The sequence below is a fragment of the Candidimonas nitroreducens genome (genome assembly GCF_002209565.1).
In the GTDB taxonomy this organism is placed as follows: domain Bacteria; phylum Pseudomonadota; class Gammaproteobacteria; order Burkholderiales; family Burkholderiaceae_B; genus Candidimonas; species Candidimonas nitroreducens.
Window position 1 is genome coordinate 176,535 of record NZ_NJIH01000011.1, and the last position, 24,144, is coordinate 200,678.

20 protein-coding genes and 1 pseudogene are annotated in these 24,144 nt (G+C 60.4%); 17 read left to right on the forward strand and 4 right to left on the reverse strand.

From position 1 onward, the window contains the following. Positions 1–65: 65 nt before the first annotated feature. Genes alaC through thrC form a run of 3 tightly spaced genes read left to right on the forward strand, consistent with a single transcriptional unit; the run spans position 66 to position 3,963 of the window. Complete coding sequence (gene alaC / locus CEY11_RS19540) at positions 66–1,253, forward strand: alanine transaminase (RefSeq protein WP_088605095.1); 1,188 nt, start codon at positions 66–68, stop codon at positions 1,251–1,253. Beyond that, positions 1,250–2,554: a homoserine dehydrogenase gene (locus CEY11_RS19545; RefSeq protein ID WP_088605096.1), complete on the forward strand. Its 1,305-nt coding sequence runs from the start codon at positions 1,250–1,252 to the stop codon at positions 2,552–2,554. Before alaC ends, CEY11_RS19545 begins: the two co-directional genes overlap by 4 nt. Beyond that, positions 2,551–3,963 (forward strand): threonine synthase, encoded by a 1,413-nt coding sequence (gene thrC, locus CEY11_RS19550; protein WP_088605097.1) that lies wholly within the window; start codon positions 2,551–2,553, stop codon positions 3,961–3,963. Before CEY11_RS19545 ends, thrC begins: the two co-directional genes overlap by 4 nt. Positions 3,964–4,125: 162 nt before the next feature. Here thrC and CEY11_RS19555 read toward each other — a convergent pair whose 3' ends face one another. Then, positions 4,126–4,551: an Lrp/AsnC family transcriptional regulator gene (locus tag CEY11_RS19555; protein ID WP_088605098.1), complete on the reverse strand. Its 426-nt coding sequence runs from the start codon at positions 4,549–4,551 to the stop codon at positions 4,126–4,128. A gap of 439 nt (positions 4,552–4,990) precedes the next feature. Here CEY11_RS19555 and CEY11_RS19565 point away from each other — a divergent pair, with 439 nt between their 5' ends. From CEY11_RS19565 to fusA, 3 genes are read left to right on the forward strand one after another with little or no spacing between them, the layout of a single operon-like run. After that, positions 4,991–6,082 carry an ornithine cyclodeaminase gene (locus CEY11_RS19565; protein WP_088605100.1) on the forward strand — a complete coding sequence of 364 codons (1,092 nt, stop codon included), beginning with the start codon at positions 4,991–4,993 and terminating at the stop codon, positions 6,080–6,082. After that, the gene (gene rocF, locus CEY11_RS19570; protein ID WP_088605101.1) at positions 6,079–7,014 is read left to right on the forward strand and encodes an arginase; all 936 of its coding nucleotides are present in this window, start codon (positions 6,079–6,081) and stop codon (positions 7,012–7,014) included. Before CEY11_RS19565 ends, rocF begins: the two co-directional genes overlap by 4 nt. A 34-nt stretch (positions 7,015–7,048) precedes the next feature. Then, the gene (fusA, locus tag CEY11_RS19575; protein ID WP_088605102.1) at positions 7,049–9,166 is read left to right on the forward strand and encodes an elongation factor G; all 2,118 of its coding nucleotides are present in this window, start codon (positions 7,049–7,051) and stop codon (positions 9,164–9,166) included. A gap of 208 nt (positions 9,167–9,374) precedes the next feature. Here the strand turns inward: fusA and CEY11_RS19580 are convergent, their stop codons facing one another. Both CEY11_RS19580 and CEY11_RS26125 read right to left on the reverse strand, forming a co-directional pair. Then, positions 9,375–9,995 (reverse strand): IclR family transcriptional regulator, encoded by a 621-nt coding sequence (locus tag CEY11_RS19580; protein ID WP_233154988.1) that lies wholly within the window; start codon positions 9,993–9,995, stop codon positions 9,375–9,377. 6 nt (positions 9,996–10,001) lie between these two features. Beyond that, positions 10,002–10,166: pseudogene (locus CEY11_RS26125) on the reverse strand (helix-turn-helix domain-containing protein); the annotation flags it as partial. A gap of 128 nt (positions 10,167–10,294) precedes the next feature. Between CEY11_RS26125 and CEY11_RS19585 the strand changes: the two are divergent. The 9 genes from CEY11_RS19585 (at position 10,295) to CEY11_RS19625 (ending at position 20,331) form a co-directional block, all read left to right on the forward strand. Then, on the forward strand, positions 10,295–11,689 hold the full coding sequence (locus CEY11_RS19585; protein ID WP_158215388.1) for an MmgE/PrpD family protein: 1,395 nt from the start codon (positions 10,295–10,297) through the stop codon (positions 11,687–11,689). Between the two features lies 1 nt (position 11,690). Continuing rightward, positions 11,691–13,103, forward strand: a complete 1,413-nt coding sequence (locus tag CEY11_RS19590) for an MmgE/PrpD family protein (protein ID WP_088605105.1) — start codon at positions 11,691–11,693, stop codon at positions 13,101–13,103. A 15-nt stretch (positions 13,104–13,118) separates the two neighbouring features. Further along, complete coding sequence (locus tag CEY11_RS19595) at positions 13,119–14,084, forward strand: tripartite tricarboxylate transporter substrate-binding protein (RefSeq protein ID WP_088605106.1); 966 nt, start codon at positions 13,119–13,121, stop codon at positions 14,082–14,084. A 10-nt stretch (positions 14,085–14,094) separates the two neighbouring features. Continuing rightward, positions 14,095–14,943, forward strand: a complete 849-nt coding sequence (locus tag CEY11_RS19600; RefSeq protein ID WP_088605107.1) for an N-acyl homoserine lactonase family protein — start codon at positions 14,095–14,097, stop codon at positions 14,941–14,943. A 45-nt stretch (positions 14,944–14,988) separates the two neighbouring features. After that, complete coding sequence (locus CEY11_RS19605; protein ID WP_088605108.1) at positions 14,989–16,437, forward strand: aldehyde dehydrogenase family protein; 1,449 nt, start codon at positions 14,989–14,991, stop codon at positions 16,435–16,437. 30 nt (positions 16,438–16,467) lie between these two features. Next, on the forward strand, positions 16,468–17,628 hold the full coding sequence (locus tag CEY11_RS19610; protein ID WP_233154989.1) for an iron-containing alcohol dehydrogenase: 1,161 nt from the start codon (positions 16,468–16,470) through the stop codon (positions 17,626–17,628). 86 nt (positions 17,629–17,714) lie between these two features. After that, on the forward strand, positions 17,715–18,707 hold the full coding sequence (locus CEY11_RS19615) for a Bug family tripartite tricarboxylate transporter substrate binding protein (protein WP_088605109.1): 993 nt from the start codon (positions 17,715–17,717) through the stop codon (positions 18,705–18,707). A 14-nt stretch (positions 18,708–18,721) separates the two neighbouring features. After that, the gene (locus CEY11_RS19620) at positions 18,722–19,597 is read left to right on the forward strand and encodes a TauD/TfdA dioxygenase family protein (protein WP_088605110.1); all 876 of its coding nucleotides are present in this window, start codon (positions 18,722–18,724) and stop codon (positions 19,595–19,597) included. After that, positions 19,594–20,331, forward strand: a complete 738-nt coding sequence (locus CEY11_RS19625) for a class II aldolase/adducin family protein (protein WP_088605111.1) — start codon at positions 19,594–19,596, stop codon at positions 20,329–20,331. Before CEY11_RS19620 ends, CEY11_RS19625 begins: the two co-directional genes overlap by 4 nt. A gap of 209 nt (positions 20,332–20,540) precedes the next feature. Here the strand turns inward: CEY11_RS19625 and pobA are convergent, their stop codons facing one another. Then, positions 20,541–21,722 (reverse strand): 4-hydroxybenzoate 3-monooxygenase, encoded by a 1,182-nt coding sequence (gene pobA, locus CEY11_RS19630; RefSeq protein WP_088605112.1) that lies wholly within the window; start codon positions 21,720–21,722, stop codon positions 20,541–20,543. A 224-nt stretch (positions 21,723–21,946) separates the two neighbouring features. Between pobA and CEY11_RS19635 the strand changes: the two genes are divergently transcribed. Further along, positions 21,947–22,834, forward strand: coding sequence for a helix-turn-helix domain-containing protein (locus CEY11_RS19635; protein WP_088605113.1), 888 nt, complete (start codon positions 21,947–21,949; stop codon positions 22,832–22,834). Positions 22,835–22,958: 124 nt separating this feature from the next. Beyond that, a complete protein-coding gene (locus CEY11_RS19640) occupies positions 22,959–24,122 on the forward strand; it encodes an ABC transporter substrate-binding protein (protein ID WP_408608150.1) in 1,164 nt (387 codons plus the stop codon). The last annotated feature ends 22 nt before the right edge of the window (positions 24,123–24,144 follow it).

The window sequence follows — 24,144 nt, forward strand, 5'->3', positions numbered from 1 at the left end:
GCTAGATTAGTACTTTTGCTGCGCTGCACACATCGAGCCCGCACGTTCATCCCCTAGGACTTCTCATGACGAACTTTCCCCGTATCGAGCGTTTACCGCCCTATGTCTTCAACATTACCGGCGAGCTGAAAATGGCGGCGCGGCGGCGGGGCGAGGACATCATCGATATGTCGATGGGCAATCCGGACGGGCCGACTCCCAAGCACATCGTCGACAAGCTGGTCGAGGTGGCCAGCCGCCCCGATACTCACGGTTATTCGGTTTCCAAGGGCATACCGCGGCTGCGCAAGGCGATTTCCGGCTGGTACGAGCGCCGTTACGGCGTACAGATCGACCCCGATTCCGAGGCCATCGTCACCATAGGTTCCAAGGAAGGCCTGGCGCACCTGATGCTGGCCACGCTCGACCGCGGCGACACGGTGCTGGTGCCCAATCCCAGCTACCCCATACATATCTACGGCGCGGTCATCGCCGGCGCCAACATCCGCTCGGTGCCCATGACGCCCGGCACCGACTTCTTCGAAGAAATCGAGCGCGCGGTGCGGGAAAGCATACCCAAGCCGAAGATGATGATTCTGGGCTTTCCCAGCAACCCCACCGCGCAGTGCGTCGACCTGTCTTTCTTCGAGCGGGTGGTGGCGCTGGCGCGCGAGCACGGCATCCTGGTGGTGCATGACCTGGCGTACGCGGACATCACCTTCGACGGCTACGTGGCGCCGTCCATCATGCAGGTCGAAGGCGCGCGCGACGTGGCGGTGGAATTCTTCACCATGAGCAAGAGCTACAACATGGCCGGCTGGCGCGTCGGCTTCATGGTGGGCAATCGCGAGCTGGTCAATGCGCTGGCGCGTATAAAAAGCTACCACGACTACGGCACTTTCACGCCCATCCAGGTGGCCTCGATCGCCGCGTTGGAAGGCCCGCAGGACTGTGTGGCGCGGGTGGTCGAGCAGTACCGCAACCGGCGCGACGTGCTGGCCAAGGGCCTGCACGAGGCGGGCTGGGAAGTGGACATCCCCAAGGCCTCGATGTACATCTGGGCGCGCATCCCCGAGTTCTACCAGAGCATGGGCTCGCTGGAATTCTCCAAGCGCGTGCTGGCCGACGCCAAGGTGGCGGTGTCGCCGGGCATAGGCTTCGGCGATTACGGCGACGGCTACGTGCGCTTCGCCCTCATCGAAAACGAGCAGCGCACGCGCCAGGCGGTTCGCGGCATCAAGGAAATGTTTCGCAAGGACGGCCTGAGCAAATGAAGCCCATCAAGGTAGGCCTGCTCGGACTGGGCGTGGTGGGCGGCGGCACCTGGAAGGTGCTGACGGCCAATGCCGAAGAAATCGCGCGCCGCGCCGGACGCCGCATCGAGGTCGCGGCCGCGGCCGTGCGCGACCTGGACAAGGCGCGCCACCTGGTGGGCGAGGGCGTGCGGCTGACGCGCGACGGCATGGACGTCGTGCGCGACCCCGAGATCGACATTGTGGCCGAGCTCATCGGCGGCGACACGGTGGCGCGCGACTGGGTGCTGGAAGCCATCCGCCAGGGCAAGCATGTGGTCACGGCCAACAAGGCGCTGCTGGCCAAGCACGGCAACGAGATCTTCGCCGAGGCGCATCGCCGCGGCGTGATGGTCGCGTTCGAGGCGGCGGTGGCCGGCGGCATCCCCATCATCAAGGCCATGCGCGAGGGCCTCACCGCCAACCGCATCCAGTGGCTGGCCGGCATCATCAACGGCACTACCAATTTCATTTTGTCCGAGATGCGCGTGCGCGGCCTGTCGTTCGGCGAGGCGCTGGCCGATGCGCAGCGCCTGGGCTACGCCGAGGCCGACCCCACCTTCGACATCGAAGGGGTGGACGCGGCGCACAAGCTGACGCTGCTGGCCTCGCTGGCCTTCGGCATTCCGGTGCAGTTCGACAAGGCCTACGTGGAAGGCATTTCCGCCCTGGCGCAGGAAGACATCGCGCATGCCGAGCGCCTGGGCTATCGCATCAAGCTGCTGGGCATCACCAAGCGCCGTCCCGACGGTATCGAGCTGCGGGTGCACCCTACGCTGATTCCGACCGAGCGCCTGCTGGCCAATGTGGAAGGCGCCATGAACGCCGTGGTGGTGTGCGGCGACATGGTCGGCGCCACGCTGTACTACGGCCAGGGCGCCGGCGCGCTGCCCACGGCTTCGTCGGTGGTGGCCGACCTGGTGGATGTCACGCGCCTGCAGGCGGCCGACCCCGAGCACCGCGTGCCGCTGCTGGCGTTCCAGCCCGATGCGCTGGCCGACACGCCCATTCTGCCCATGTCCGAGGTCGAATCTTCTTACTACCTGCGCCTGCGCGTGCACGACCAGCCAGGGGTCTTGGCCGACCTGGCGCGCATCCTGGCCGATGGCGGTATTTCCATCGATTCGATGTTCCAGGAACCGCACGGCGAGCACGACGCCGACATCATCTTCCTGTCGCACCGGGCGCGCGAGGGCGCGGTCGACAAGGCGATCGCGCAGGTGCAGTCCCTGCCGTTCGTGAAATCGCCGGTTACGCGCCTGCGCGTGGAGCACCTGTCATGAAATACCTGTCTACCCGCGGCGGCATGAAGCCGCAAGCCTTCTGCGATATTTTGCTCGAGGGCCTGGCCCCCGACGGTGGGCTGACCATGCCCGAATTCCTGCCCAAGGTCAGCGCCGATACGCTGGAGTCCTGGCGCGGCCTGAGCTACGCCACGCTGGCCACCGAGGTGCTGGGCTATTTCATTACCGATATTTCCAAGGGCGACCTGAACAAGCTCACGCGCGCGGCCTATACCAAAGACATCTTCTCCACCGAAGACATTGTGCCGCTCAAGCCCTTGTCCCGCGACCTGACGCTGCTGGGCCTGTCCGAGGGGCCGACGCTGGCGTTCAAGGACATGGCCATGCAGTTCCTGGGCCAGGTCTTCGAGTACGTGCTGGGCAAGCGGCGCACCTCCATCACCATACTGGGCGCCACCTCCGGCGATACCGGCTCGGCGGCCGAATACGCCTTGCGCGGCAAGCGCGGGGTCTCGGTGTACATGCTGTCGCCGTATGGCCGTATGAGCGATTTCCAGCGCGCCCAGATGTACACCCTGCAAGACGAGAACATCCACAACCTGGCCATCCGCGGCGTGTTCGACGAATGCCAGGACATCGTCAAGGCGCTGTCGTCCGACCTGGAGTTCAAGGCGGCGCATCGGGTAGGCGCCGTCAATTCCATCAACTGGGCGCGCATCGCCGCGCAGGTGGTGTACTACTTCTGGGGCTGGCTGCGCAGCACGCGCAAGGCCGGCGAAGTGGTCTCGTTCGCCGTGCCCTCGGGCAATTTCGGCAACATCCTGTCGGGCCACATTGCGCGCGAAATGGGCCTGCCCATACGCAAGCTGGTGCTGGCCACCAACGAGAACAATGTGCTCGAAGAGTTCTTCCGCACCGGCGTGTACCGCCCGCGTTCGGCCGAGCAGACGCACGCCACCTCCAGCCCGTCCATGGACATTTCGCGCGCCTCGAACTTCGAGCGCTTCGTCTACGACCTGGTAGGGCGCGACCCGGCGCGCGTGCGCGAGCTGTGGCAGCAATTGGCCGATAAGGGCGAGTTCGACCTGAGCGCGCTGCGCAGTAGCTTCGAGCAGCGCTATGGTTTCGTCAGCGGCGTCAGCACGCATGCCGACCGGCTGCAGACCATACGCGACGTGCACCGCGACAGCGGCGTGCTGATCGACCCGCACACGGCCGACGGCGTCAAGGTGGCGGCCGCGCACGTCGAGCCCGGCATTCCCATGCTGGTGCTGGAAACCGCGCTGCCGGCCAAGTTCGGCGCCACCATCGAAGAGGCTATCGGCGAGTCCGCGCCCATCCCCGCCAAGCTGCAGGGCCTGGCCGATCTGCCGCAGCGTGTCGAGGTCATGGACTGCGATGCCCAGTTAGTGCGGGAATATATCCAGAGCCATTCCGCCACCGCATAGGGCCGGCGAGACGGGGTGCGGCCCCGGCGGGGGCGCGCAAGCCTGCGCATTCACCGCGCAGCTGCCACGCATCCGCCGTGCAGCCACGGTGCAATGGCGCCGTATTGCTCGCGGATGCGGCGCCGGCTCGGATCCGCGTGCCGGCGCGGCGCCGGCCGCTATTCAGAAATACCGGTAGGTCTTCAAGTGCAGGCTGGTCTCGCTGCTGCTGATGCCGCGTATCAGGCGGATGCGTTCCAGCACTTCCGACATTTCCGCCAGATTGGCGGCGCGCAGCTCGGCCAGCAAGTCCCAGCGGCCGTTGGTGTCGTGCAGCGCCGCCACGCCGGGCTCGCCCAGCAGGCTGGCGATGACCACCCGGGTTTCATTGCCTTCTACCGCAATGCCCATCCAGGCGCGGATTTCCTGTGGCTCGGCATCGGGCCGCAGCCGCAGCGTGTAGCCCGCGATCACCCCCGCGGCCTCGAGCTTGGCGATACGGTTGTTGACCGTGCCGCGCGACACCCCGAGTTTTTTTGCCAAGGTGGCTACGCTGCTGCGTGCATTGCTGCGCAGCAGTGATATCAATGCCTGGTCTGTAGCGTCCATGAGCGGCCTGGGCTTGAAAGCGTGGTTGGATGATTGGAAATTGGGAAATTGGGAAATTGGGAAATTGGGAAATTGGGAAATCGGAAAATCGGGAAATCGGGAAATCGGGAAATCGGGAAATCGGGAAATCGGGAAATCGGGAAATCGGGAAATCGGGAAATCCAGGCAGCTCAAATTATGCACTGCCATTTCGATATTATTTTATGACGAAAATCATAATTTAATAGCATATTCTGCACAATAGTGACGATTTACATTGTCACGCGGCGGATCCAAACTAAGTGGGAATCAAGGGAAGTGCCGGCCGATCCGGCCCGGCTTCCCGGCGTCCGGCTTGCCCAGCCCCGTGGGCCGAGGGTAGAAGGCGCCAAGAGCCTGTATGCCACCAAGTTCCCATATGCCATTTAGGCTCCATTCATTCCATTTCAAGGAGACCGCCATGAGACACACTGGATCCAGCTCCCCATTGCAAACCCTGTTCCTGGACAGTGGCGACATTGCCGCCATGGTGCGTCGCAAGGGCCTGGACGCCTGCTTCGAAGGCCTGGAGGCGGCACTGCGTGCCGATTTCTTGCGCTGGAACGAGTTCGACAAGTCGGCGCGGGTTGCGCGCTACGGCCCGCAGGGCGTGATCGAGCTGATGCCGATCGCCGATGCGTCTACCTACGGCTTCAAGTATGTCAACGGGCATCCGGGCAATACGCGCCTGGGCCTGCCCACCGTCAGCGCCTGCGGCGTGCTGGCATCCATGCGCACCGGCGTGCCCGAACTGCTCAGCGAGCTGACGCTGACCACGGCCTTGCGCACCGCCGCCACCTCAGCCATGGCGGCGCGCATCCTGGCGCGCCCCGGCTCGCGCAGCATGGCGCTGATCGGCAATGGCGCGCAGGCCGAATTCCAGGCCCAGGCCTTCCGCTCCTTGCTGGGCTTGCGCGAACTGCGCCTGTACGACATCGACCCGGCCGCCACCGCCAAGCTGCAGCGCAATCTCGCGGGCAGCGGCCTGCGGCTGCAGGTCTGCGGCTCGGTGCGCGAGGCCGTGCGCGGCGCCGACATCGTCACCACCCTCACGGCCCACAATGGCCATGCCACGGTGCTGCGCGCCGACATGCTGGAACCCGGCATGCACGTCAACGCGGTGGGCGGCGACAGCCCCGGCAAGACCGAGCTGGAACCCGCTGCCCTGCGCCGCGGCCCGGTATTCGTGGAATTCGAGCCGCAGACCCGTGTCGAGGGCGAGCTGCAGCAACTGCCGCCGGACTTTCCGGCCACGGAATTATGGACGGTGCTGGCCGGCCTGGCGCCGGGCCGCGGCGATGCGCGCCAGATCACGCTGTTCGACTCGGTGGGATTTGCGTTGGAAGACTATTCGGCATTACGCTTTATGCGCGATCTGGCGCGTGAGCTGGGTGCGGGCCGGCCGGTACGGCTGGTGCCCGACATGGCGGATCCCAAGGATCTGTACTCCTGCCTGGCGCTGCCGGCGTCCGTGCAGGCGCCTGTAGCACCCCTGGAGGAATTGTTGCAATGAGCAGTGACCCACCCCGGATCAGCCTGATCGGCGTGCCCACCGATGTGGGCGCAAGCTGCCGCGGCGCCAGCATGGGGCCCGAGGCGCTGCGTGTGGCCGGGCTGGCGCAGGCACTGCAGCACCTGGGGGTGGAAGTTGTCGATTGCGGCAATGTCGGTGGCCCTGCCAACCCCTGCCTGCCTCCGGTGCATGGCTTTCGCCACCTGGCCGAGGTGGCGCAGTGGGCCCGGCTGGTGCACGCCGCCACATACGAGCAGCTCGTGGCCGGCAGGCTGCCGCTGCTGCTGGGCGGCGACCACAGCATGGCCATAGGTTCCATCAGCGCCGTGGCGCGCCACTGCCGCGCCAGCGGCCGGCCGCTGCGGGTGCTGTGGCTCGATGCCCATGCCGACTTCAACACCGCGCAGCTTACTCCCAGCGGCAATATCCACGGCATGCCGGTGGCGTGTCTGTGCGGCTACGGCCCGGCGGAACTCACCGCGCTGGGCACCGATGCGCCGGTGCTCGAGCCCGGGCAGATCCGGCAGATCGGCATACGCAGCGTCGACGAGGGCGAGAAGCGCTTCGTGCACGACGTGGGCATCGAAGTCTTCGACATGCGCACCATAGACGAGGTCGGCATGCGCCAGGTCATGGAACTGGCCTTGGGCGGGCTGGGCCCAGATACGCATCTGCACGTCAGTTTCGATGTGGATTTTCTCGACCCGGACATCGCGCCGGGCGTGGGCACGCCGGTGCGCGGCGGCCCCAGTTACCGCGAGGCACAGCTGTGCATGGAAATGCTGTTCGATTCCGGCCGGCTGGGCTCGCTGGACGTGGTAGAGCTGAACCCGGCCCTGGACGTGCGCAACGAGACCGCGCGCCTGGCCGTGAGCCTGCTGGAAAGCCTGTTCGGCAAGACCACTTTGATGCGCAAGTCCGCGGAACGGTAGGCCCGTTCCCATCTCTTCCCACAAGGAAAACATCGTGAGCCGCAAGACCCCCATAGAACGCTATCGCAACATCGGTATCAGCGCCCATATCGACGCCGGCAAGACCACGACCACCGAGCGCATTCTTTTCTATTCGGGAGTCAGCCACAAGCTGGGCGAAGTCCACGAAGGCATGGCCACCATGGACTGGATGGAGCAGGAGCAGGAGCGCGGCATCACCATTACTTCGGCGGCCACCACCTGTTTCTGGAAGGGCATGGCCGGCAATTACCCCGAGCATCGTATCAACATAATAGATACACCGGGGCACGTGGACTTCACTATAGAAGTCGAGCGCTCGATGCGTGTGCTGGACGGCGCCTGCATGGTGTACGACGCGGTCGGCGGCGTGCAGCCGCAGTCCGAGACCGTCTGGCGCCAGGCCAATAAATACAAGGTGCCGCGCCTGGCCTTCGTCAACAAGATGGACCGCGTCGGCGCCGATTTCTTCCGCGTGCAGCGCCAGATCCGCGAGCGCCTGAAGGGCAACCCGGTGCTGGTGCAGATCCCGCTGGGCGCCGAAGAAAATTTCCACGGCGTGGTCGACCTGGTGCGCATGAAGGCCATCGTCTGGGACGATGCCACGCAGGGCGTGAAGTTCGATTACATCGAAATTCCCGAGGCGCTGCGCGAGTCGGCGCAGCAGCATCGCGCCGCAATGATCGAGGCCGCCGCCGAGGCCGACGAGGCCTATCTGCAGAAATACCTCGACGGCGTCGAGCTGAACGAGGACGAGATCCGCGATGCCCTGCGCCGCCGCACCATCGCCGGCGAGATCGTGCCCATGCTGTGCGGCAGCGCCTTCAAGAACCGCGGCGTGCAGGCGCTGCTGGACGCGGTCATCGACTACCTGCCGGCGCCCACCGACATCCCGCCGGTGCAGGGCCACGATGCGCGCGACCAGCCGGCCGAGCGCCGCGCCAGCGACGACGAGTATTTCTCGGGGCTGGCCTTCAAGATCATGAGCGACCCCTTTGTCGGCCACCTGACCTTTTTCCGCGTGTATTCCGGCGTCATGCGCTCGGGCGACTCGGTGTACAACCCGGTCAAGGACAAGAAAGAGCGCGTCGGGCGGCTGCTGCAGATGCACGCCAACCACCGCAACGAGATCACCGAGGTCTATGCCGGCGACATCGCCGCGGCGGTGGGTCTGAAAGACGTCACCACCGGCGAGACGCTGTGCGATCCGCAGCACGTGATCACCCTGGAGCGCATGGTGTTCCCCGATCCGGTGATCTCGCAGGCGGTCGAGCCGCGCACCAAGGCCGACCAGGAAAAAATGTCCATCGCCCTGTCGCGCCTGGCCGAAGAAGACCCGTCTTTCCGCGTGCACACCGACGAGGAATCCGGCCAGACCATCATCTCGGGCATGGGCGAGCTGCACCTGGAAGTATTGGTCGAGCGCATGCGGCGCGAGTTCGGCGTCGAGGCCACCGTGGGCAAGCCGCAGGTGGCCTACCGCGAGACCGTGCGCAAGGTCTGCGAGTCCAGCGAAGGCAAGTTCATCAAGCAGTCGGGCGGCCGCGGCCAGTACGGCCACGTGGTGCTGAAGATCGAGCCGCAGCCGGCCGGCAAAGGCTTCGAGTTCGTCGATGCCATCAAGGGCGGCGTGGTGCCGCGTGAATTCATCCCGGCGGTGGAAAAGGGCGTGGTCGAGGCGCTGAACACCGGTGTCATCGCCGGCTATCCGGTGGTCGACGTCAAGGTGACGCTGATCTTCGGTTCCTACCACGACGTCGATTCCAACGAGAACGCCTACCGCATCGCCGCGGCCATGGCGTTTCGCGACGGCTGCCGCAAGGCCAGCCCGGTATTGCTCGAACCCATGATGGCGGTCGAGGTCGAGACGCCCGAGGAAAAAATGGGCGACGTCATCGGCGACCTGTCGTCGCGCCGCGGCATGATTCAGGGCATGGAAGACATCCCAGGCGGCGCCGGCAAGGCGGTGCACGCCGAAGTGCCGCTGGCCGAGATGTTCGGCTATTCCACGGCACTGCGTTCGCTGACCCAGGGGCGCGCGACCTACACCATGGAATTCCGCCACTATTCCGAGGCGCCGGCGGCGGTGGCCGAGGCCGTGATCCGTTCGCGCAGCCCGCAGGCGCGCAATTGATCAGGGCTAGCCTCAAGACCTGCTGGGCCTAGATGAAGGGCAGCCATTAAGCCCACGAGGGCTGCCCTCACCGGTTTGCGCCATTAGTTGTCGCACAGCTGCATGGGCAATAACAATAAGTAAGTAAGTAAGGCGTAAAACTTCTGTTGACTCAGCTCGGGTGTTTACTTCGCGAGAGCGAGGGTTGCTCCGGAATTTTTGAGCGCACCTAAAGCGGGATGCGACTGCCCTGATGGGTTGGAGCCAGCCGCTTCACCAGTTCGGTACTAGCGCTTTGCAGCACTTTTACCAAAAAACTCGAACGCTGTGATGTGATACGTGGCGCGATGGCGGCGATACTGAACGCAGCGATCGCGGGCCCTCCGGACAAGCATATGGGGTAGCCGATAGCGCGAACACCTGTGACGACGGGCACGTCCATCATTGAATAGCCATGCCTACGCGTAACAGCCACGGTTTTCCGTATGGACTCGTCTGTAAATCCGGGAAAGCGGGCGATGCGATCCGTATTGGCATCCATGGCTGCGTCCATCTCCGTATCCGACAACGTGGACAAAATGGCCATGCCACCTGCACCGATACCCAAAGGTCGCCGCGTCCCGACATCAACCACGAATGTCTTGATCGGATAATGGCCTGCTCTACGATCGGCACAGATTGCCTCTACGCCAACACGTACCATTAGAAATACTGTGTCTCCGGTTTCATCGGCAATGGCAGTTAGTAAAGATGCAGCCGTGTCCCGCAAATCACCCTGTTCGGATCCCATCAGCCCGAGATAGAACGAGAGAGGGCCAAGGTGATAGCGTTTGTCGTCCTCGGTTTGCATCAACATTTGCTCCGCCACCAGGCATTTAAGCAAGCGATGTGCCGTCGATCTGTCTAAGCCCGTGCTGGATATCAAGTCAACAAGCTTGGGCCCTTCCCGATTGCGAGACGCTACATCGCGCAATAGGGCGATCCCACGTTCCAGGGATTGTGTGCCTGATCTCTCAGTCATAAGTTTCCTAATTTCTTACATAGCAAGATTAAATTGTAGATCATCTAATTTAATAAGATCAAAATTCGGTCTGTACTTGGAATATCAATAAATAGATATCTCACTATGTAAGATTATGGAGAATTAATTTGAGCAGTTTGAGTTCTTCCGCCGCCAAATGGTTTCTTGCTCTCAGCTACGACGATCTGCCCGTGGACATCGTCGAGGAGACACATAGGGCAATCTTGAATACGATCGCAGTGGCAACCGCCGCCAGTGTGTTGGAGTACGGCTCACCTGTATGCGCCACAGCCAAAGATCTAGGCGGGATAGGTTCCGCGCATTTGTTCGGCTCGGGTGAGAAGACTTCTGCATCAGCTGCAGCCTTCGCAAATGCCACCATGTCAGCTGCTTTGGCCTACGACGACTCGCATACCGAAACTTTAATCCACGTCTATGGCACCATCGTGAGCACCGTTCTGGCACTTGCACAGCAGCATGCGATCGATGGCAAGGAAGTTCTCACGGTCGTGGCTGGTGCCAGCGAACTGACATGCCGAATAGGTATGATCGCGCCGACCGCATTTCATCGAAATGGACTGCATCCCACCGGAATAATTGGTGCCTTCGGCGCGGCCTATGCGGCCGCGCGTTTGCTGCGTCTGTCCTATACGCAGACGGTTCACGCTATTGGAATCGTGGGGAATCTCGCATCGGGGATAAATCAATGTTGGGTCGACGGAACTTGGTCTCAGTTGCTTGACAACGGCTGGGCTGCCCAGGCTGGGATCACCGCGGCGACGATCGCACGCCACGGCTATACCGGCCCCTCCGAAGTCCTCGAGGGCAAGCTGGGCCTGTTTCGCAGCCATATTCAACAGCCCGGCTATCCCTTCGATTTCGATTGCATGATCCACGATCTTGGCACCCACTGGGAGATGCGCGAGATTGAAATCAAGCCTTATCCATGTGGCCACGTCAGCCAACCTTTTGTCGACTGTGCACTCTCTTTGTACCGCCGCGGCTTGAAACACGAAGACATTGCATCAGTCACCTGCTTAGTGTCCGATTGGATGGTGCCTGTCGTCTGCGAGCCCTTGGAACGCAAACGGCGTCCAACAACGGCTTGGCATGGTCGCGTCAGCCTGCCTTACACAATAGCCGAAACCTTATGGTTCGGTCGACTCGACGCCGAAAGCTACCGATCCGAGTACCTTGCATCGCGAGAGCTTCTCGAATTGGCGGATCGGGTCAGCTATGAAATCGATACCAGCGTCAGGGGGGGGCGTACTTACAAGGGCTGGGTACGAGTGACCACGCACGACGGTCGCTTGCTAGAAGAAATCAAATCCGAAGAAGATAGCTGCAAGCATATGCCGCGTGAAGTATTCCTCGACAAAATCCGGTGCTGTCTGCGCACGGGCGGCATCGAAGATCGCCATGAAGCACTGGTAGCCGCCGTGGAAAGACTGAATGACGCATCTTCCATAGTCGAAGTGATGGCAGCGTGTGACCCGACATCGAGTCTGAAGGGAGGAAAGTAACGTGGCCTTGACTCAGTCCTTAAACCGCCAACTGGCTGTCTGGGCCTCTAATCTCGATTTGCGCAAGGTTCCTCCTGAGGTCGTCCATGCAACCAAGCTGAGGATTCTTGACATTGTGGGCGCCATGTTGGGTGGCTTGGATACAGAATTGGTTCAACAAGTGAGCGCCGCGACCCCCCCGTCGGGTGCACCGGATGCCGTTGGTCTCCCGGGCTTTGATATCCGCACAAACGCCAGAGATGCCGCCTTATTGATGGGCACGATGGCTTGCGTAATCGAATATGACGATTCGCATGTCTCGACCGGCGTACATCCGGGTTCTCCCATTGTTGCGACCGCGTTAGCGCTAGGCCAGCATCTCGACGTTTCCGGCAAACAGCTGATCCGTTCCGTCCTGCTTGGTAACGAGCTCACATGCAGGTTGGGGCTGGTTGCTCCGGGCGCTTTCCATCGCGTGGGTTTTCATCCGACGGGAATGGTGGGCGCGTTCGGTGCCGCATATACAGCGGCAAATTTGTATGGGCTGAATACAGAAGAAATACAGAACGCGACTGGTATCAGCGGTAGCTTCGCGTCTGGAATCATGGCATCTTGGGAAGACGGCACATCGGCCAAGTCTCTTCACGCCGGCTGGGGGGCGGCGGCAGGCATCGAAGCGGTGCGCCTCGCTTGTCATGGCGTGACCGGCCCCGCCGGCGTCTTCGAAGGACGGTTCGGCTTCTATCGCGCGCACGTCCAGAATTCGGATTGGATGCCTGATCATGGCGCAGCGGTGAGCGGCCTTGGCGAGCGATGGGAACTGCTCAATATCGCGCCGCGCGCTTATCCCTGCGGGCATTATATCCAGCCATTCATAGACGCTGCGCTATGGATCGCTCAACACAAACATTACGATCCAGCAGACATCAGCAAGGTCGTGTGCCTAGTCGCAGACTACATGGTGCCGCTTATCTGCGAGCCGGCGGCAGAGAAAGCGCGACCGATGACAACGTGGCACGCTCGCTACAGCTTGCCCTTCTGCATCGCCGAATGCTTGCTGTCTCGTAGCTTTACCAAACATAGTCTTTCCCCGAGCCAGTTGGTGGATCACGCTCATACCGTGCTAAGTGGCAAGGTCGGGTATGAGGTCAATTTAGCAGACGCAGACAGGGCTAAATGGAGCGGGGAAGTACGCGTCACACTACACGACGGTAGTGTTCTCAAGCACCGCATAAATCATATGCGCGGTACCCCAGAAAACCCCATGACTGAAGAAGATCTCATGGCGAAGTTTATGGGTAATGCTCAGCACATAATCGCGCCGCAGATAGCCGAGGACTTCGTCGATCGCGTTATGAGACTGGAAAACCAGGAAAACGTCCGAACCACGCTGTCCTCAATCTGCCGCCCAGGCGGCATTGCTGATCTCAAATAATCAAGGAGACTCCAAATGAAGCCAATCTTACCCCTCGCGCTTATGTCCTTTGCAATGGCCTTTACGTCATCGCAAGCCGCTGACATCTATCCGTCGCGTCCTATCACCTTGGTGGTGCCAGGGCCCGCAGGCGGCGCCATCGACAACCCAGCGCGAATCCTTGCCGAAGCTATGGCCGAGAAACTTCATGGGAGTATGGTCGTGCTAAACGCCTCTGGTGCTGGAGGCACGCTCGCGACCGGCAGGGTAGCGCACTCTAGCCCCGATGGTTATACATTATTGTTTCATCATATTGGTGTTGCTACGGCGCCAGCGCTGTATAAGAAGCTACCTTACGACACACTCAAAGACCTCGCACCTATTGGCCTGTCGACCGAGGTACCGCTGATCGTCATCGCGCGCAAGAATCTTCCGCCGCACAACGTCAAGGAGCTCATGCCGTATCTAAAGAAGCTAGGCCCAAAAATTTTGTTGGCAACCGCTGGCCCAGGCAATGTTTCCGACCTCTGTGGCACTTTGCTGATGTGGAAGCTCGGTGACAAATTCACCACTGTGCCGTACCGCGGTTCTCCCCCGGCCTTGCTGGACATGATGAGCGGACGAGTGGATCTGATGTGCGATCAGACCAGTACCGCTGCATCTCAAGTCAAGGCGGGCGCCGTCAAGGCCTACGGCGTGGCGTCGAAGTCCCGCCTGCCTTTGCTGCCGAAAGTGCCAACGCTCGCGGAACAAGGTCTGGACTTCCAGTTCTCGATTTGGCAAGGGTTCTATGCCCCGGAGGGAACTCCTTCAGCCATTATCTCCAAGCTTTCGAAAGCGTTGCAGGCCGTCATCCAAGAGGACAGTGTCAAGAAGCGCTTAGAAGCCTACGGCATAACCACAGTGGATCCCTCGCGCGCGACTCCGCAGGCGCATACAGCATTCTTGAAAGAAGAGCTCAAGAAATGGGCCGACCTGTATAAAAACTCCCCCAAGCATTGAGGGGATACAGATGAGCCTAGAAAAAGCTGACGACGGCGTCGAGTACGAAATTTTGGCGATCCGCTATGCGACTACTAAATCGCGTCAAGTCCGTGATAACTTCATCAGTACTCACGACCTGCATGATGGCCCAATGCCCATGGATTTTTTCGTCTGGGCCGCGATACATGGCGATCGCGTGATCTTGATCGACGGCGGAAGTGATGAAGAAACCTGCACGCGTCGAGGCTACCAGTTCTTGCGTTGCCCGGCCCAGGCCCTCGCGGGGCTCGGCTACGCCCCAGAATGCGTGACGGATCTGGTGATTACGCATATGCATTGGGATCACCTAGGAAATCTGGAGAAATTTCCCAAGGCTCGGTTCCATGTGCACAAGAGAGAAATCGCGCATGCTACTGGTTGCGCTATGTGCCAACCAACCTTGCGCCGCCCCTATGACGTCAGTCAAGTATGCAGCGTGATCAAGGCGCTATACGCGGACAGAGTGCAGTTCAACCATGGGGAAACCCGCATCGCTCCGGGAATTACGCTGCACCATGTGGGTGGACATACACCGGGCTTGCAAGTAGTTCGAGTGCGCACACGCCGGGGTCATGTAGTGCTCGCCTCCGATGCCTTGCACTTCTATGCCAATTCGCTACTAAGCAACCCCTTTCCGGTAGTCGTTGACGTCCAGGACTACCTGGAGGCGTTTCCGAAGATCCGGGGTTGGGCCGACTCATCAGATCACATTATTGCCGGACATGATCCGGTAGTCATGAGTATCTATCCACCGTGGTCAGAATTCAGCCGCGACATTGCCGTCAGGCTGGATGTCCCGCCCAAAGGCGAGCCTACGTCGCTTCTGCCCGTTGCGTGAGCGAGATGCATAAGCATTAATTTTTGATTTATACGGAATATTGTAATGAATGAATCCATATCAACGATTCAGGGCCTACCTCCGACGGGCTCGCTCATCAACGGCAAATGGCTGACATCCAATCGTGCTTTTGACGTTCTGGATAAGTTTTCCGGGGGCGTGATTGAGACAGTGGCCGAGGCCGACCGTTCGCAGGTTGCTCAGGCGGTTCAGACGGCGGCACAAGCGGCCCTTTCCGGCCCTCGCCCACCGTTTGAGCGCGCGACCGTGCTTCGCAAAGCGGCCTCTTTGATGGAGGGCTATCGACAGCGGTTCGTCGACATCATGGTTGGCGAAGCCGGCTTTACCATCGCCGATGCCAGTGGGGAAATCGATCGAGCCACCGTTACGCTTAATCTTTCCGCGGATGAAGCCTTGCGTCTGACGGGTGAAATGGTTCCATTCGGTGCAAGCCCAGGTGCGCATCGTCGTTTGGGTTTTACGCTGCGCTTCCCGATAGGGGTAGTGTGCGCTATCACACCCTTCAATTCTCCACTCAATACTGTGCTGCACAAGGTCGCACCCGCGTATGCGGGCGGTAACGCCGTAATCTTGAAGCCGTCGGCCTTTACGCCACTTACTGGCGCGTTATTGGGTGAGCTACTGCTCGAAGCTGGAATGGAACCGGAGTTTCTCTCAATAGTACAAGGGGGCGGCGATACAGTCGGGGCTGCACTGCTCGAGGAACAGGCCATCAATTTTTATACCTTCACCGGAAGTACAAGGGTCGGCCGAATCATCCAGCAAGCAGCCGGCTTGCGCCGCACACAAATGGAACTGGGTAGTATTGCCAGTACTATCGTTTGCGCCGACGCGGATTTGGAGCGCGCGATACCCAAAATCGCTAACGCAGGGCTACGCAAAGCCGGCCAGGTGTGCACTTCAGTGCAGCGGCTGTATGTTCAGCGCCCGATATTTGACGAAGTGACAAAGAGGCTGGTCGAATTCGCGGCGACTCTGCGTGCGGGGGATCCCCGTGATCCAGCAACTCGTGTTGGCCCGTTAATTACAGAGCAGGCGGCCATCCGGGCAGAATCCTGGATCGAAGAGGCGCGTGCACGCGGCGCTCAAATCTCGTGTGGGGGAAAGCGCACACGCTCAATCATAGATCCGGTTGTCATCACTGATGTGCCAGATGATGGGCGGGTATGGTGTCAGGAAGCGTTCGCTCCGCTATTGGTTTTACGTCCCTTTGATGACTTCGAAGGCGCCATGAACGGCGCCAACGATACCCCGTTCGGCCTGTCTGCGGGTGTCTTCACTCAAGACATCGGCCGCGCCCTGCAAGCCGCCCATACCTTGCGGTTCGGCACAGTTCAAATCAACGAATCGTCCAGCGCCCGATCTGACGTGATGCCTTTTGGCGGAGTGAAGGACAGTGGCTTCGGCAAAGAAGGGCCGTCCTACTCGATCCGAGAGATGACCGAAGAACGTCTCGTCATCTTCAATCCTTAATGCAGACAGGGTTTTTTACGGGGCTTCATCATGCTAAATGACATCTCCAGTTTTTTTTGTCCGACGCGCTTGTATATGGGCGTGGGTGCATATGTGCAGCTTGCAGACGTGATCCGTGTCAGTGGTTGCAAACGCATGTTTGTAGCACTGGACGCTGCATTGTTAGAGAGCGAATTTTATACGCGAGTGCGAAAGCTGCTGGAAGGATCGGGAGTAGCGATACAGCTTTTCAGCGATATCGAGCCCGATCCCAGTGTAGCCACGGTTGAGAAAGCCTTCAACGCCTGTAAATCTCATGAGGCGACAATGTCCTTGGCGATTGGGGGAGGTAGTACGATCGACGTCGCAAAGGCCGTGGGGATTCTATCCACGAATGGTGGCCGAATCCATGACTATGAGGGCATCGAAAAGTATTCGAAGCCGCCGCTGCCGCTGATCGTACTTCCAACTACCGCCGGTACCGGCTCAGAAGTCTCGGGATCTTGCGTGATCACCGATACCGAGAAGAATCTGAAGATGTCGATTCGTCATGCGGCTTTCAACCCAGCATCGATCGCCATTCTCGATCCACTGGCCTTGCGTACCGTACCTGCTCACGTCGCGGCGCACTCGGGCATGGACGCGTTTGTCCATGCGTTTGAATCCTTTTTGTCCAGATTGGCAAATCCAGTGACAGACGCAATAAATATCCGAGCATTGGAATTGATTGCCGCCAATATCCGGCAATTCGTCGCCAATCGGGAGAATCTGCAAGCAGCGCTGAACATGTTGTGCGGATCTGCCTTGGCTGGCATTACTTTCGGTCAAACGGGCTTGGGAAATGTCCATTGCATGGCCCGATTTGTTGGTGCGTACTTCCATCTTTCACATGGCTTGTCGAATGCAATCTGCCTGCCGCAAGTGGCCCGCTTCAACATGATAGCCAACCCAGCCAAGTATGCTCGCGTCGCTTGCGCCATGGGCCGCCCGGCGCACGGTATTCCGCAGCTCGATGCCGCGGCCATGGCCATCGAGGCAATCGACTCTTTGTGTCGCGATCTAGGTATTCCATCTCGACTACGGGACGTAGGGGCAGAGCCCGAGGTATTCGATGAAATGGCCGAACTGTGCATCAAGGCCGGATACAACCGTTGGAATCCACGGCACACGACGACAAAAGATTTTCGGTCGCTACTCGACCATGCTTATTGAATTGGCGCATAAGCGCGATGCAAGCCTAGCGACACCTTCTGAATAATGAAAAGCGTCGCTCATATAAAACACAAGGAGACATTATTATGCGAGTAGCCAGCACGTTACGGCAACAGTTTCGTAATCTCATAAGCATTGGTATGGCCGTCGGAATTTTATTTTCGGGCGCTGCGCGGGCGGCCGGATACCCGTCCCGACCTATTACATTGATCGTCCCCTACGCCGCGGGTACCAACGCAGATATGCTAGCTCGTGAGGTGGCGCCGCGCATGGGAGCACGCCTGGGTCAGCCTATCGTGGTGGTCAACAAACCAGGAGCAGGTGCCATCATTGGCACTCAGTCTGTGGCACAGTCGGCGCCGGATGGCTATACGCTGCTGTTCGGCGCCACGCAGACAGCGATTAATCCTTCGCTGTACAAAAAACTACCATATGACACGATGAAGGCCCTGCGACCGGTCGTTCGTGTATCCAATCAGCCGATGGTCATGGTCATCGACAAGTCGATGCCCGCGCGCACTGTATCCGAGTTTGTCGCCTATGCAAAAAAACACCCGGACAAGCTCAATTACGCGGACACTGGCACTGGCAATTCGGTGCATTTGGCTGGAGCTTTCTTCACATCGGAGAGCTCGGTTCGGATACAGCGCGTGTCCTTCAACAGCTTTGGAGATCTGATGAGCGGAATGATGCGTGGGGACATCAATTTGCTCTTCTATCCGTATCAGGCCGTCGCCGGCCAGATTTCAGCTGGCTCCTTGCGTGCTTTGGCAACTACGGGTGACAAGCGTGCAGCATTTCTCCCAAACCTGCCCACGATGGTCGAACTGGGCTACAAAGGATTTGTACTGCCCGCCTGGCAAGGCATCTTCGTACCAGCCAAAACACCAGAATCTATCGTAGATGCGCTCTACCACTCTGTGGCCGATGCATTGAAAGATCCAAAAGTGCAGGAAAAGTTCCTGAAGACGGGTACCGAGGTGCGCGTCGAGTCACCACAGCAATTCGAGAAATTTTTCCAGGAACAAGTCAATAAATATCGAGGCTTGGTCAAGATGACCGGCGCCACCGTGAATTGAGGGGGTAAACGAGGATGAAAATTGAAGTTCATAAGTATGGACGGCCTCTTGGGCATGAGATATTGGGCGTCGACCTCAGCACCGGCATAGACGAGACAGATCTCAACCAGATCAAGGCTGTTTTTCATGAATGTGGTGTCGTGGTGCTGCGAGGCCAGCATCTGACGCCAGACGAGCAGGTCTCATTCAGTAAGCGGCTTGGCGATCTAACGCATTACATGATCAACGATTACCTTTTACCGGGATATCCAGAGATATTCGTCGTTTCCAATATTATTGAGAACGGCAAGCCGATCGGATTGGAAGATGCAGGCAGTACTTGGCACAGTGACATGTGCTTCAGTGAGAACCCGCCTTACGGTTCACTACTCTATGCGTTGGAGGTGCCAACCAAAAATGGGAAGGTGTATGGCGATACTTTATTTGGCAGCACACAGGCTGCCTACGATGCATTGCCGCAGTCAATGAAGCATCGCTTGGAAGGATTGAAGGTGGTGAACAGCTATGGTCGCTATATTGCCGGCAAGAAGGTAGCGAAGGTGCAAACCACGGGGGAGAAGAGTGCTGTGTTGAGGTTTGATATGCCCCCCGACATCGCGCAACCCCTCGTTCGGCGTCATCCCATCACTGGCCGCTGCTGTTTATATTTGAGCCAGGGACTGTCTCATGAGATCGAGGGTTTGCCGGAGACGGAAAGTAAGGCATTGATTGCCGAACTTCTGGAGCACATGACCAGGCCCGAATTCACATATCGCCACAGCTGGCGTGTTGGCGATCTAGTTCTTTGGGACAATTGTTCCGCAATTCATCGCGCTACAGTGGATTATGCTTTGCCGCTGCGTCGCCTAATGTATCGAACCACGCTCGCAGGACTGGGGAGGCCTCAATGAACGATGATGCACAGCATATCCGCAAGGATCTCGCCGCATGCTATCGCCTGGTCGCCCACTATGGTATGACCGACGTGATCTACAACCACATTACAGCCAAACTGCCGGGCCCCGAGCCGTTATTTCTTATCAATGGATTTGGATTGCACTACGATGAAGTGTGCGCGTCAAACCTCTACACCGTCAACCTGGCAGGTGATATCGTCAATCAGCCAGCAAGTATGACTTACGGCATTTCGCGTGCGGGCTACGTTATCCATGGTGCCATCCATGCTGCCCGGGAAGATGTGAAATGCATCATCCATACCCATACACGGGCGGGCTTGGCCATTTCGGCCATGAAAGAAGGTCTCATGCCGTTGACACAGACGGCCATGCGGTTTCATGGGCGTATCGCCTATCATGATTACGAAGGCCCGGCTGTGGATGCTGGCGAGCAACGCAGATTGGTTGCCGATCTCGGGCCACATAACGTCATGGTGTTGCGCAACCATGGGCTGCTGACATGCGGCAGCAGCATTGCGGAGGCGTTCAACCTGATGTGCTGGCTTGAGAGCGCTTGCCAAGCTCAGGTCAGCATTCTGTCCATGGGCAGGGAACTAACATTTCCTCCCATGGACGTTGTTGAGAAAACAGCTCATCTGTATGACCCTTCGGTACGTCATTTTGGATACTTAGAGTGGGCCGCGTTGCTTCGGATGCTAGATCGGACTGATCCGTCATATCAAGATTGACATTTTGGAAGTCACGCAGCTGGCACGGCAGGCACGTTCCCGGCCCCGACTGTCAGGAACAATGGTCGAGTGCATGGAAGTGCATGGACGGTATTGGGACAAGCCTGATATGAGCTAGTCGCTGCGAGAATGGCAGCTTCACTTTGTCTCGCTATTTATATCGCCTGCAGCTGTTGCTATGTTGGTTGGCCTATATATGACGGAGACCGTCAGTCGACCGTTTCGAAGGGCAGGCCTACATAGTTCTCGGCGATGGTGCGCATGCCGGCCTCGGAGCCGGTGTAGTAGTCGAGTTCGGCGCGCTGTATGCGCTGGCTGAAGGGGTCGTCGGACAGCTTGTGCAGCACCGAGGTCATCCACCACGAAAAGCGTTCCGCCTTCCAGACGCGCCGCAGGCAGACTTCGGAATATCTGTCGGGCAGGTCGAGGCGGCCTTCTTTGTAGCGCCGCGTCAGCAGGGTGTACAGGGCCTGCACGTCGCTGGCGGCCAGGTTCAGGCCTTTGGCGCCGGTGGGCGGCACGATGTGGGCCGCGTCGCCCACCAGGAACAGCCTGCCGAACTGCATGGGCTCGGCCACGAAGCTGCGCAGCGGCGCCAGGCTTTTCTCGATAGAAGGGCCGGTGACCAGGCGCGCGGCGACGTCTTCGGGCAGGCGCGCCTTCAGCTCGTTCCAGAAGCGCTCGTCGGACCACTGCGCGGGTTTTTCGTCGAGGCCGCATTGCACGTAATAACGGCTGCGGGTCAGCGAGCGCTGGCTGCACAGTGCGAAGCCGCGCTCGTGGCTGGCGTAGATGAGCTCATGATCCACCGGCGGCGTGTCCGACAGCACGCCCATCCAGCCGAAAGGGTAGACCCGTTCGTAGACCTTGATGGCCTGCGCCGGCACCGATTTGCGCGAAACGCCGTGAAAGCCGTCGCAGCCGGCGATGTATTCGCATTCGAGTTCGTGGCGCTGGCCCTTGTGGCTGTAGCTGACGCGCGGCCGTTCGCTGCTGTAGTCGTGCACTTGCACGTCGGCGGCTTCGTAGATGCTGAGGCCGCCGTCGCGCCGGCGCGCGTCCATCAGATCGCGGGTCACCTCGGTCTGGCCGTAGACCACTACGCTTTTGCCGCCGGAGTACTGCTTGAGGTCGATGCGCTTGCGCGTGCCGCCGAATGACAGCGAGATGCCTTCGTGCACGTGGCCGTCGCGATCCATGTGCTCGCCGGCGCGGGCGGCGCGCAGCAGATCGGCCGTGCCCTGTTCGAGCACTCCGGCGCGGATGCGCCCCAGCACGTAGTCGGGGCTGCGGGCTTCGAGTATGACGGTGTCTATGCCCTGCAGATGCAATAGTTGCCCCAGCAGCAGCCCCGAAGGGCCGGCCCCGATGATCGCTACCTGTGTCTTCATTTTCCCTCCTGCTTTGGCGGACAGCGCCCCGGCGGGCGCGTATCGCTTCCTGGCCCGTATGCCTGCCGTGTATGTCTGGCCTGTATATCTGGCTCGTATGCCTGGCCTGCTCAGGCATACATATTGCGTCTTCCGGGCCGGGCCGTGAATGGATTTATGGGCCATAGACTTGTACTATTCATGGATCCACTGCTCTTGCCATATATCCTTTCGTACCCCATGCCATGCGCAAGATAGACGTTCCCACCTACGAGTTATATGGCGAACACCGCCTCTGGCAGACGCCCGACCTGGTGCATTGCGAATCCATTGCCGACCGCAGCCGCTTGCACGATTGGCGGATCCGCCCGCATCGCCATCACGGCCTGCTGCAGTGGCTGTACCTGCGGCGCGGCCGGGCGCGGGTGGTGCTGGACGACTTGCGCCTCGAGATTTCCGGCGGCCGTGTGGTGGTGGCGCCCCAGTTGTGCGTGCACGGCTATGAGTTCTCGGCCGAGGCCCAGGGCAGTGTGGTGACCATGGCCTATCCGCTGATAGAACGGCTGAGCCGTGACGCCGACCAGACGTGGTCGGCGCTGGCCGCCCCGGGCGTATACAAGATGGGGCGTTCGGCCGACGATGCCCATGCCGCCATGGCCTTCGCCGCGGTGGCGCGCGAATACCCAGGCCGCGCCGCGCACCGCAGCCTGCTGCTCGAGGCCGCGCTTACCTCCATCTTGGTGTGGCTAGAACGCCATGCGGCGCGCAGCGTCGCCGAGCGCGGTGCGCAATCCAGCGGCCAGCGGCATTTCCGCCGCTACCGCCAATTGGTCGACGAGCATTATGCGGATCACTGGCCCATAGAGCGCTATGCCGCGCAGCTGGGCATCACCGCCGCGCACCTGAACGCGCTGTGCCGGCAGTGGGCCGAGCGCTCTGCGCTCGATCTGGTGCACGAACGTATCGTGCTCGAAGCCCGGCGCAGCCTCGTCTATACGTCTATGACGGTAAGCGTGGTGTCTTATTCGCTGGGCTTTGCCGATCCCGCTTATTTCACCCGCTTCTTCAAGCGCCGGGTGGGGGTGTCGCCGCGCGAGTTCCGGCTGCGCGGGCCGGGGCGCGCGTCAGCATAATGAATTATCATCCGCAATGAATGCCGGACGGCCCCGCGCATAGGGCGCAGGCGGCTTGCGCTCCACGCGCCCCATGCGGCGCACGGCGACACGGCACAGCCTGGAAGGAGAAATCTCGATGCAGATGCATAAACTCGCAGCCGGTATTGCGCTGGCGCTGGGCGCCTGCGCCTCGGCCGGTGCGGCCGATCTGAAGGTCGGCATGGTGCTGCCCATGTCGGGGCCGTTTGCCGCCTACGGCAGGCAGATACTGGACGGGGCGCGCCTGTACATTGCCCAGCACGGCGATACGGTAGCGGGACGCAAGGTGGTGGTGCTGGTCAAGGACGACACCGGCGTGGCACCCGAGATCAGCAAGCGCGATGCACAGGAATTCATCGTCAAGGACAAGGTCGATGTGCTCGCCGGTTTCGGGCTCACGCCCTCGGCCTTCGCGGTGGGGCCGCTGTCGGCTCAGGCCAAGGTGCCCATGGTGGTGATGAACGCGGCAACGTCGTCGGTGACCACCAAGTCGCCCTATATCGTGCGCACCTCGATGACGCTGCCGCAGGTGACGGCGCCGCTGGCCAGCTGGGCCGCCAAGCACGGTATCAAGAAGGTCTTCACGGTGGTGGCCGACTACGGCCCGGGCCACGATGCCGAAAAGCAGTTCAAGAAGACCTTCACCGAAGCGGGCGGCCAGATCGTCGGCGGGGTGCGCACGCCGGTGAAAAACCCCGATTTCGCACCCTTCCTGCAGAAGGCCAAGGATGCCCACCCGGACGCGGTGTTCCTGTTCATCCCGGCGGGCGAGCAGGGCGTGGCATTCAGCAAAGGCTTCAAAGAACGCGGCCTCGACCAGGCCGGCATCAAGCTGATCGCCACCGGCGACCTCACCGATGAAGACGTGCTCGATGCCATGGGCGATGCGGCGCTGGGGGTGATCACCTCCTTCCATTACGCCGAGGCCCACAAGTCGCCCGAGAACCAGGCCTACGTGCAGGCCTATCATCAGGCCTACAAGGGCCACCGCGCCAACTTCATGTCGGTGGCGGGCTATGACGGCATGCACCTGATCTACGACGTGCTCAAGAAGACCGGCGGCAGCGCCGCCGGCGACAAGTTCATCGCCGCGGCCAAGGGCGATGCCTGGGTCAGCCCGCGCGGCCCGATCTCCATCGACCCGGCCACGCGCGACATTGTCCAGAACGTCTACATACGCAAAGTAGAGAAGGTCGACGGCAAGCTGCAGAACGTCGAATTCGATCACGTGGCCGCTTTCAAGGATCCGGGCAAGCAGGGTTCCTGAGCCGGGTAGGGGCCTGGACGAC

Coding starts and splice junctions, on each gene's coding strand:
- alaC (WP_088605095.1), top strand. CDS start 66: ATGACGAACTTTCCCCGTATCGAGCGTTTACCGCCCTATGTCTTCAAC.
- CEY11_RS19545 (WP_088605096.1), top strand. CDS start 1,250: ATGAAGCCCATCAAGGTAGGCCTGCTCGGACTGGGCGTGGTGGGCGGC.
- thrC (WP_088605097.1), top strand. CDS start 2,551: ATGAAATACCTGTCTACCCGCGGCGGCATGAAGCCGCAAGCCTTCTGC.
- CEY11_RS19555 (WP_088605098.1), bottom strand. CDS start 4,551: ATGGACGCTACAGACCAGGCATTGATATCACTGCTGCGCAGCAATGCA.
- CEY11_RS19565 (WP_088605100.1), top strand. CDS start 4,991: ATGAGACACACTGGATCCAGCTCCCCATTGCAAACCCTGTTCCTGGAC.
- rocF (WP_088605101.1), top strand. CDS start 6,079: ATGAGCAGTGACCCACCCCGGATCAGCCTGATCGGCGTGCCCACCGAT.
- CEY11_RS19580 (WP_233154988.1), bottom strand. CDS start 9,995: ATGCAAACCGAGGACGACAAACGCTATCACCTTGGCCCTCTCTCGTTC.
- CEY11_RS19595 (WP_088605106.1), top strand. CDS start 13,119: ATGAAGCCAATCTTACCCCTCGCGCTTATGTCCTTTGCAATGGCCTTT.
- CEY11_RS19600 (WP_088605107.1), top strand. CDS start 14,095: ATGAGCCTAGAAAAAGCTGACGACGGCGTCGAGTACGAAATTTTGGCG.
- CEY11_RS19605 (WP_088605108.1), top strand. CDS start 14,989: ATGAATGAATCCATATCAACGATTCAGGGCCTACCTCCGACGGGCTCG.
- CEY11_RS19610 (WP_233154989.1), top strand. CDS start 16,468: ATGCTAAATGACATCTCCAGTTTTTTTTGTCCGACGCGCTTGTATATG.
- CEY11_RS19615 (WP_088605109.1), top strand. CDS start 17,715: ATGCGAGTAGCCAGCACGTTACGGCAACAGTTTCGTAATCTCATAAGC.
- CEY11_RS19620 (WP_088605110.1), top strand. CDS start 18,722: ATGAAAATTGAAGTTCATAAGTATGGACGGCCTCTTGGGCATGAGATA.
- CEY11_RS19625 (WP_088605111.1), top strand. CDS start 19,594: ATGAACGATGATGCACAGCATATCCGCAAGGATCTCGCCGCATGCTAT.
- pobA (WP_088605112.1), bottom strand. CDS start 21,722: ATGAAGACACAGGTAGCGATCATCGGGGCCGGCCCTTCGGGGCTGCTG.
- CEY11_RS19635 (WP_088605113.1), top strand. CDS start 21,947: ATGCGCAAGATAGACGTTCCCACCTACGAGTTATATGGCGAACACCGC.
- CEY11_RS19640 (WP_408608150.1), top strand. CDS start 22,959: ATGCATAAACTCGCAGCCGGTATTGCGCTGGCGCTGGGCGCCTGCGCC.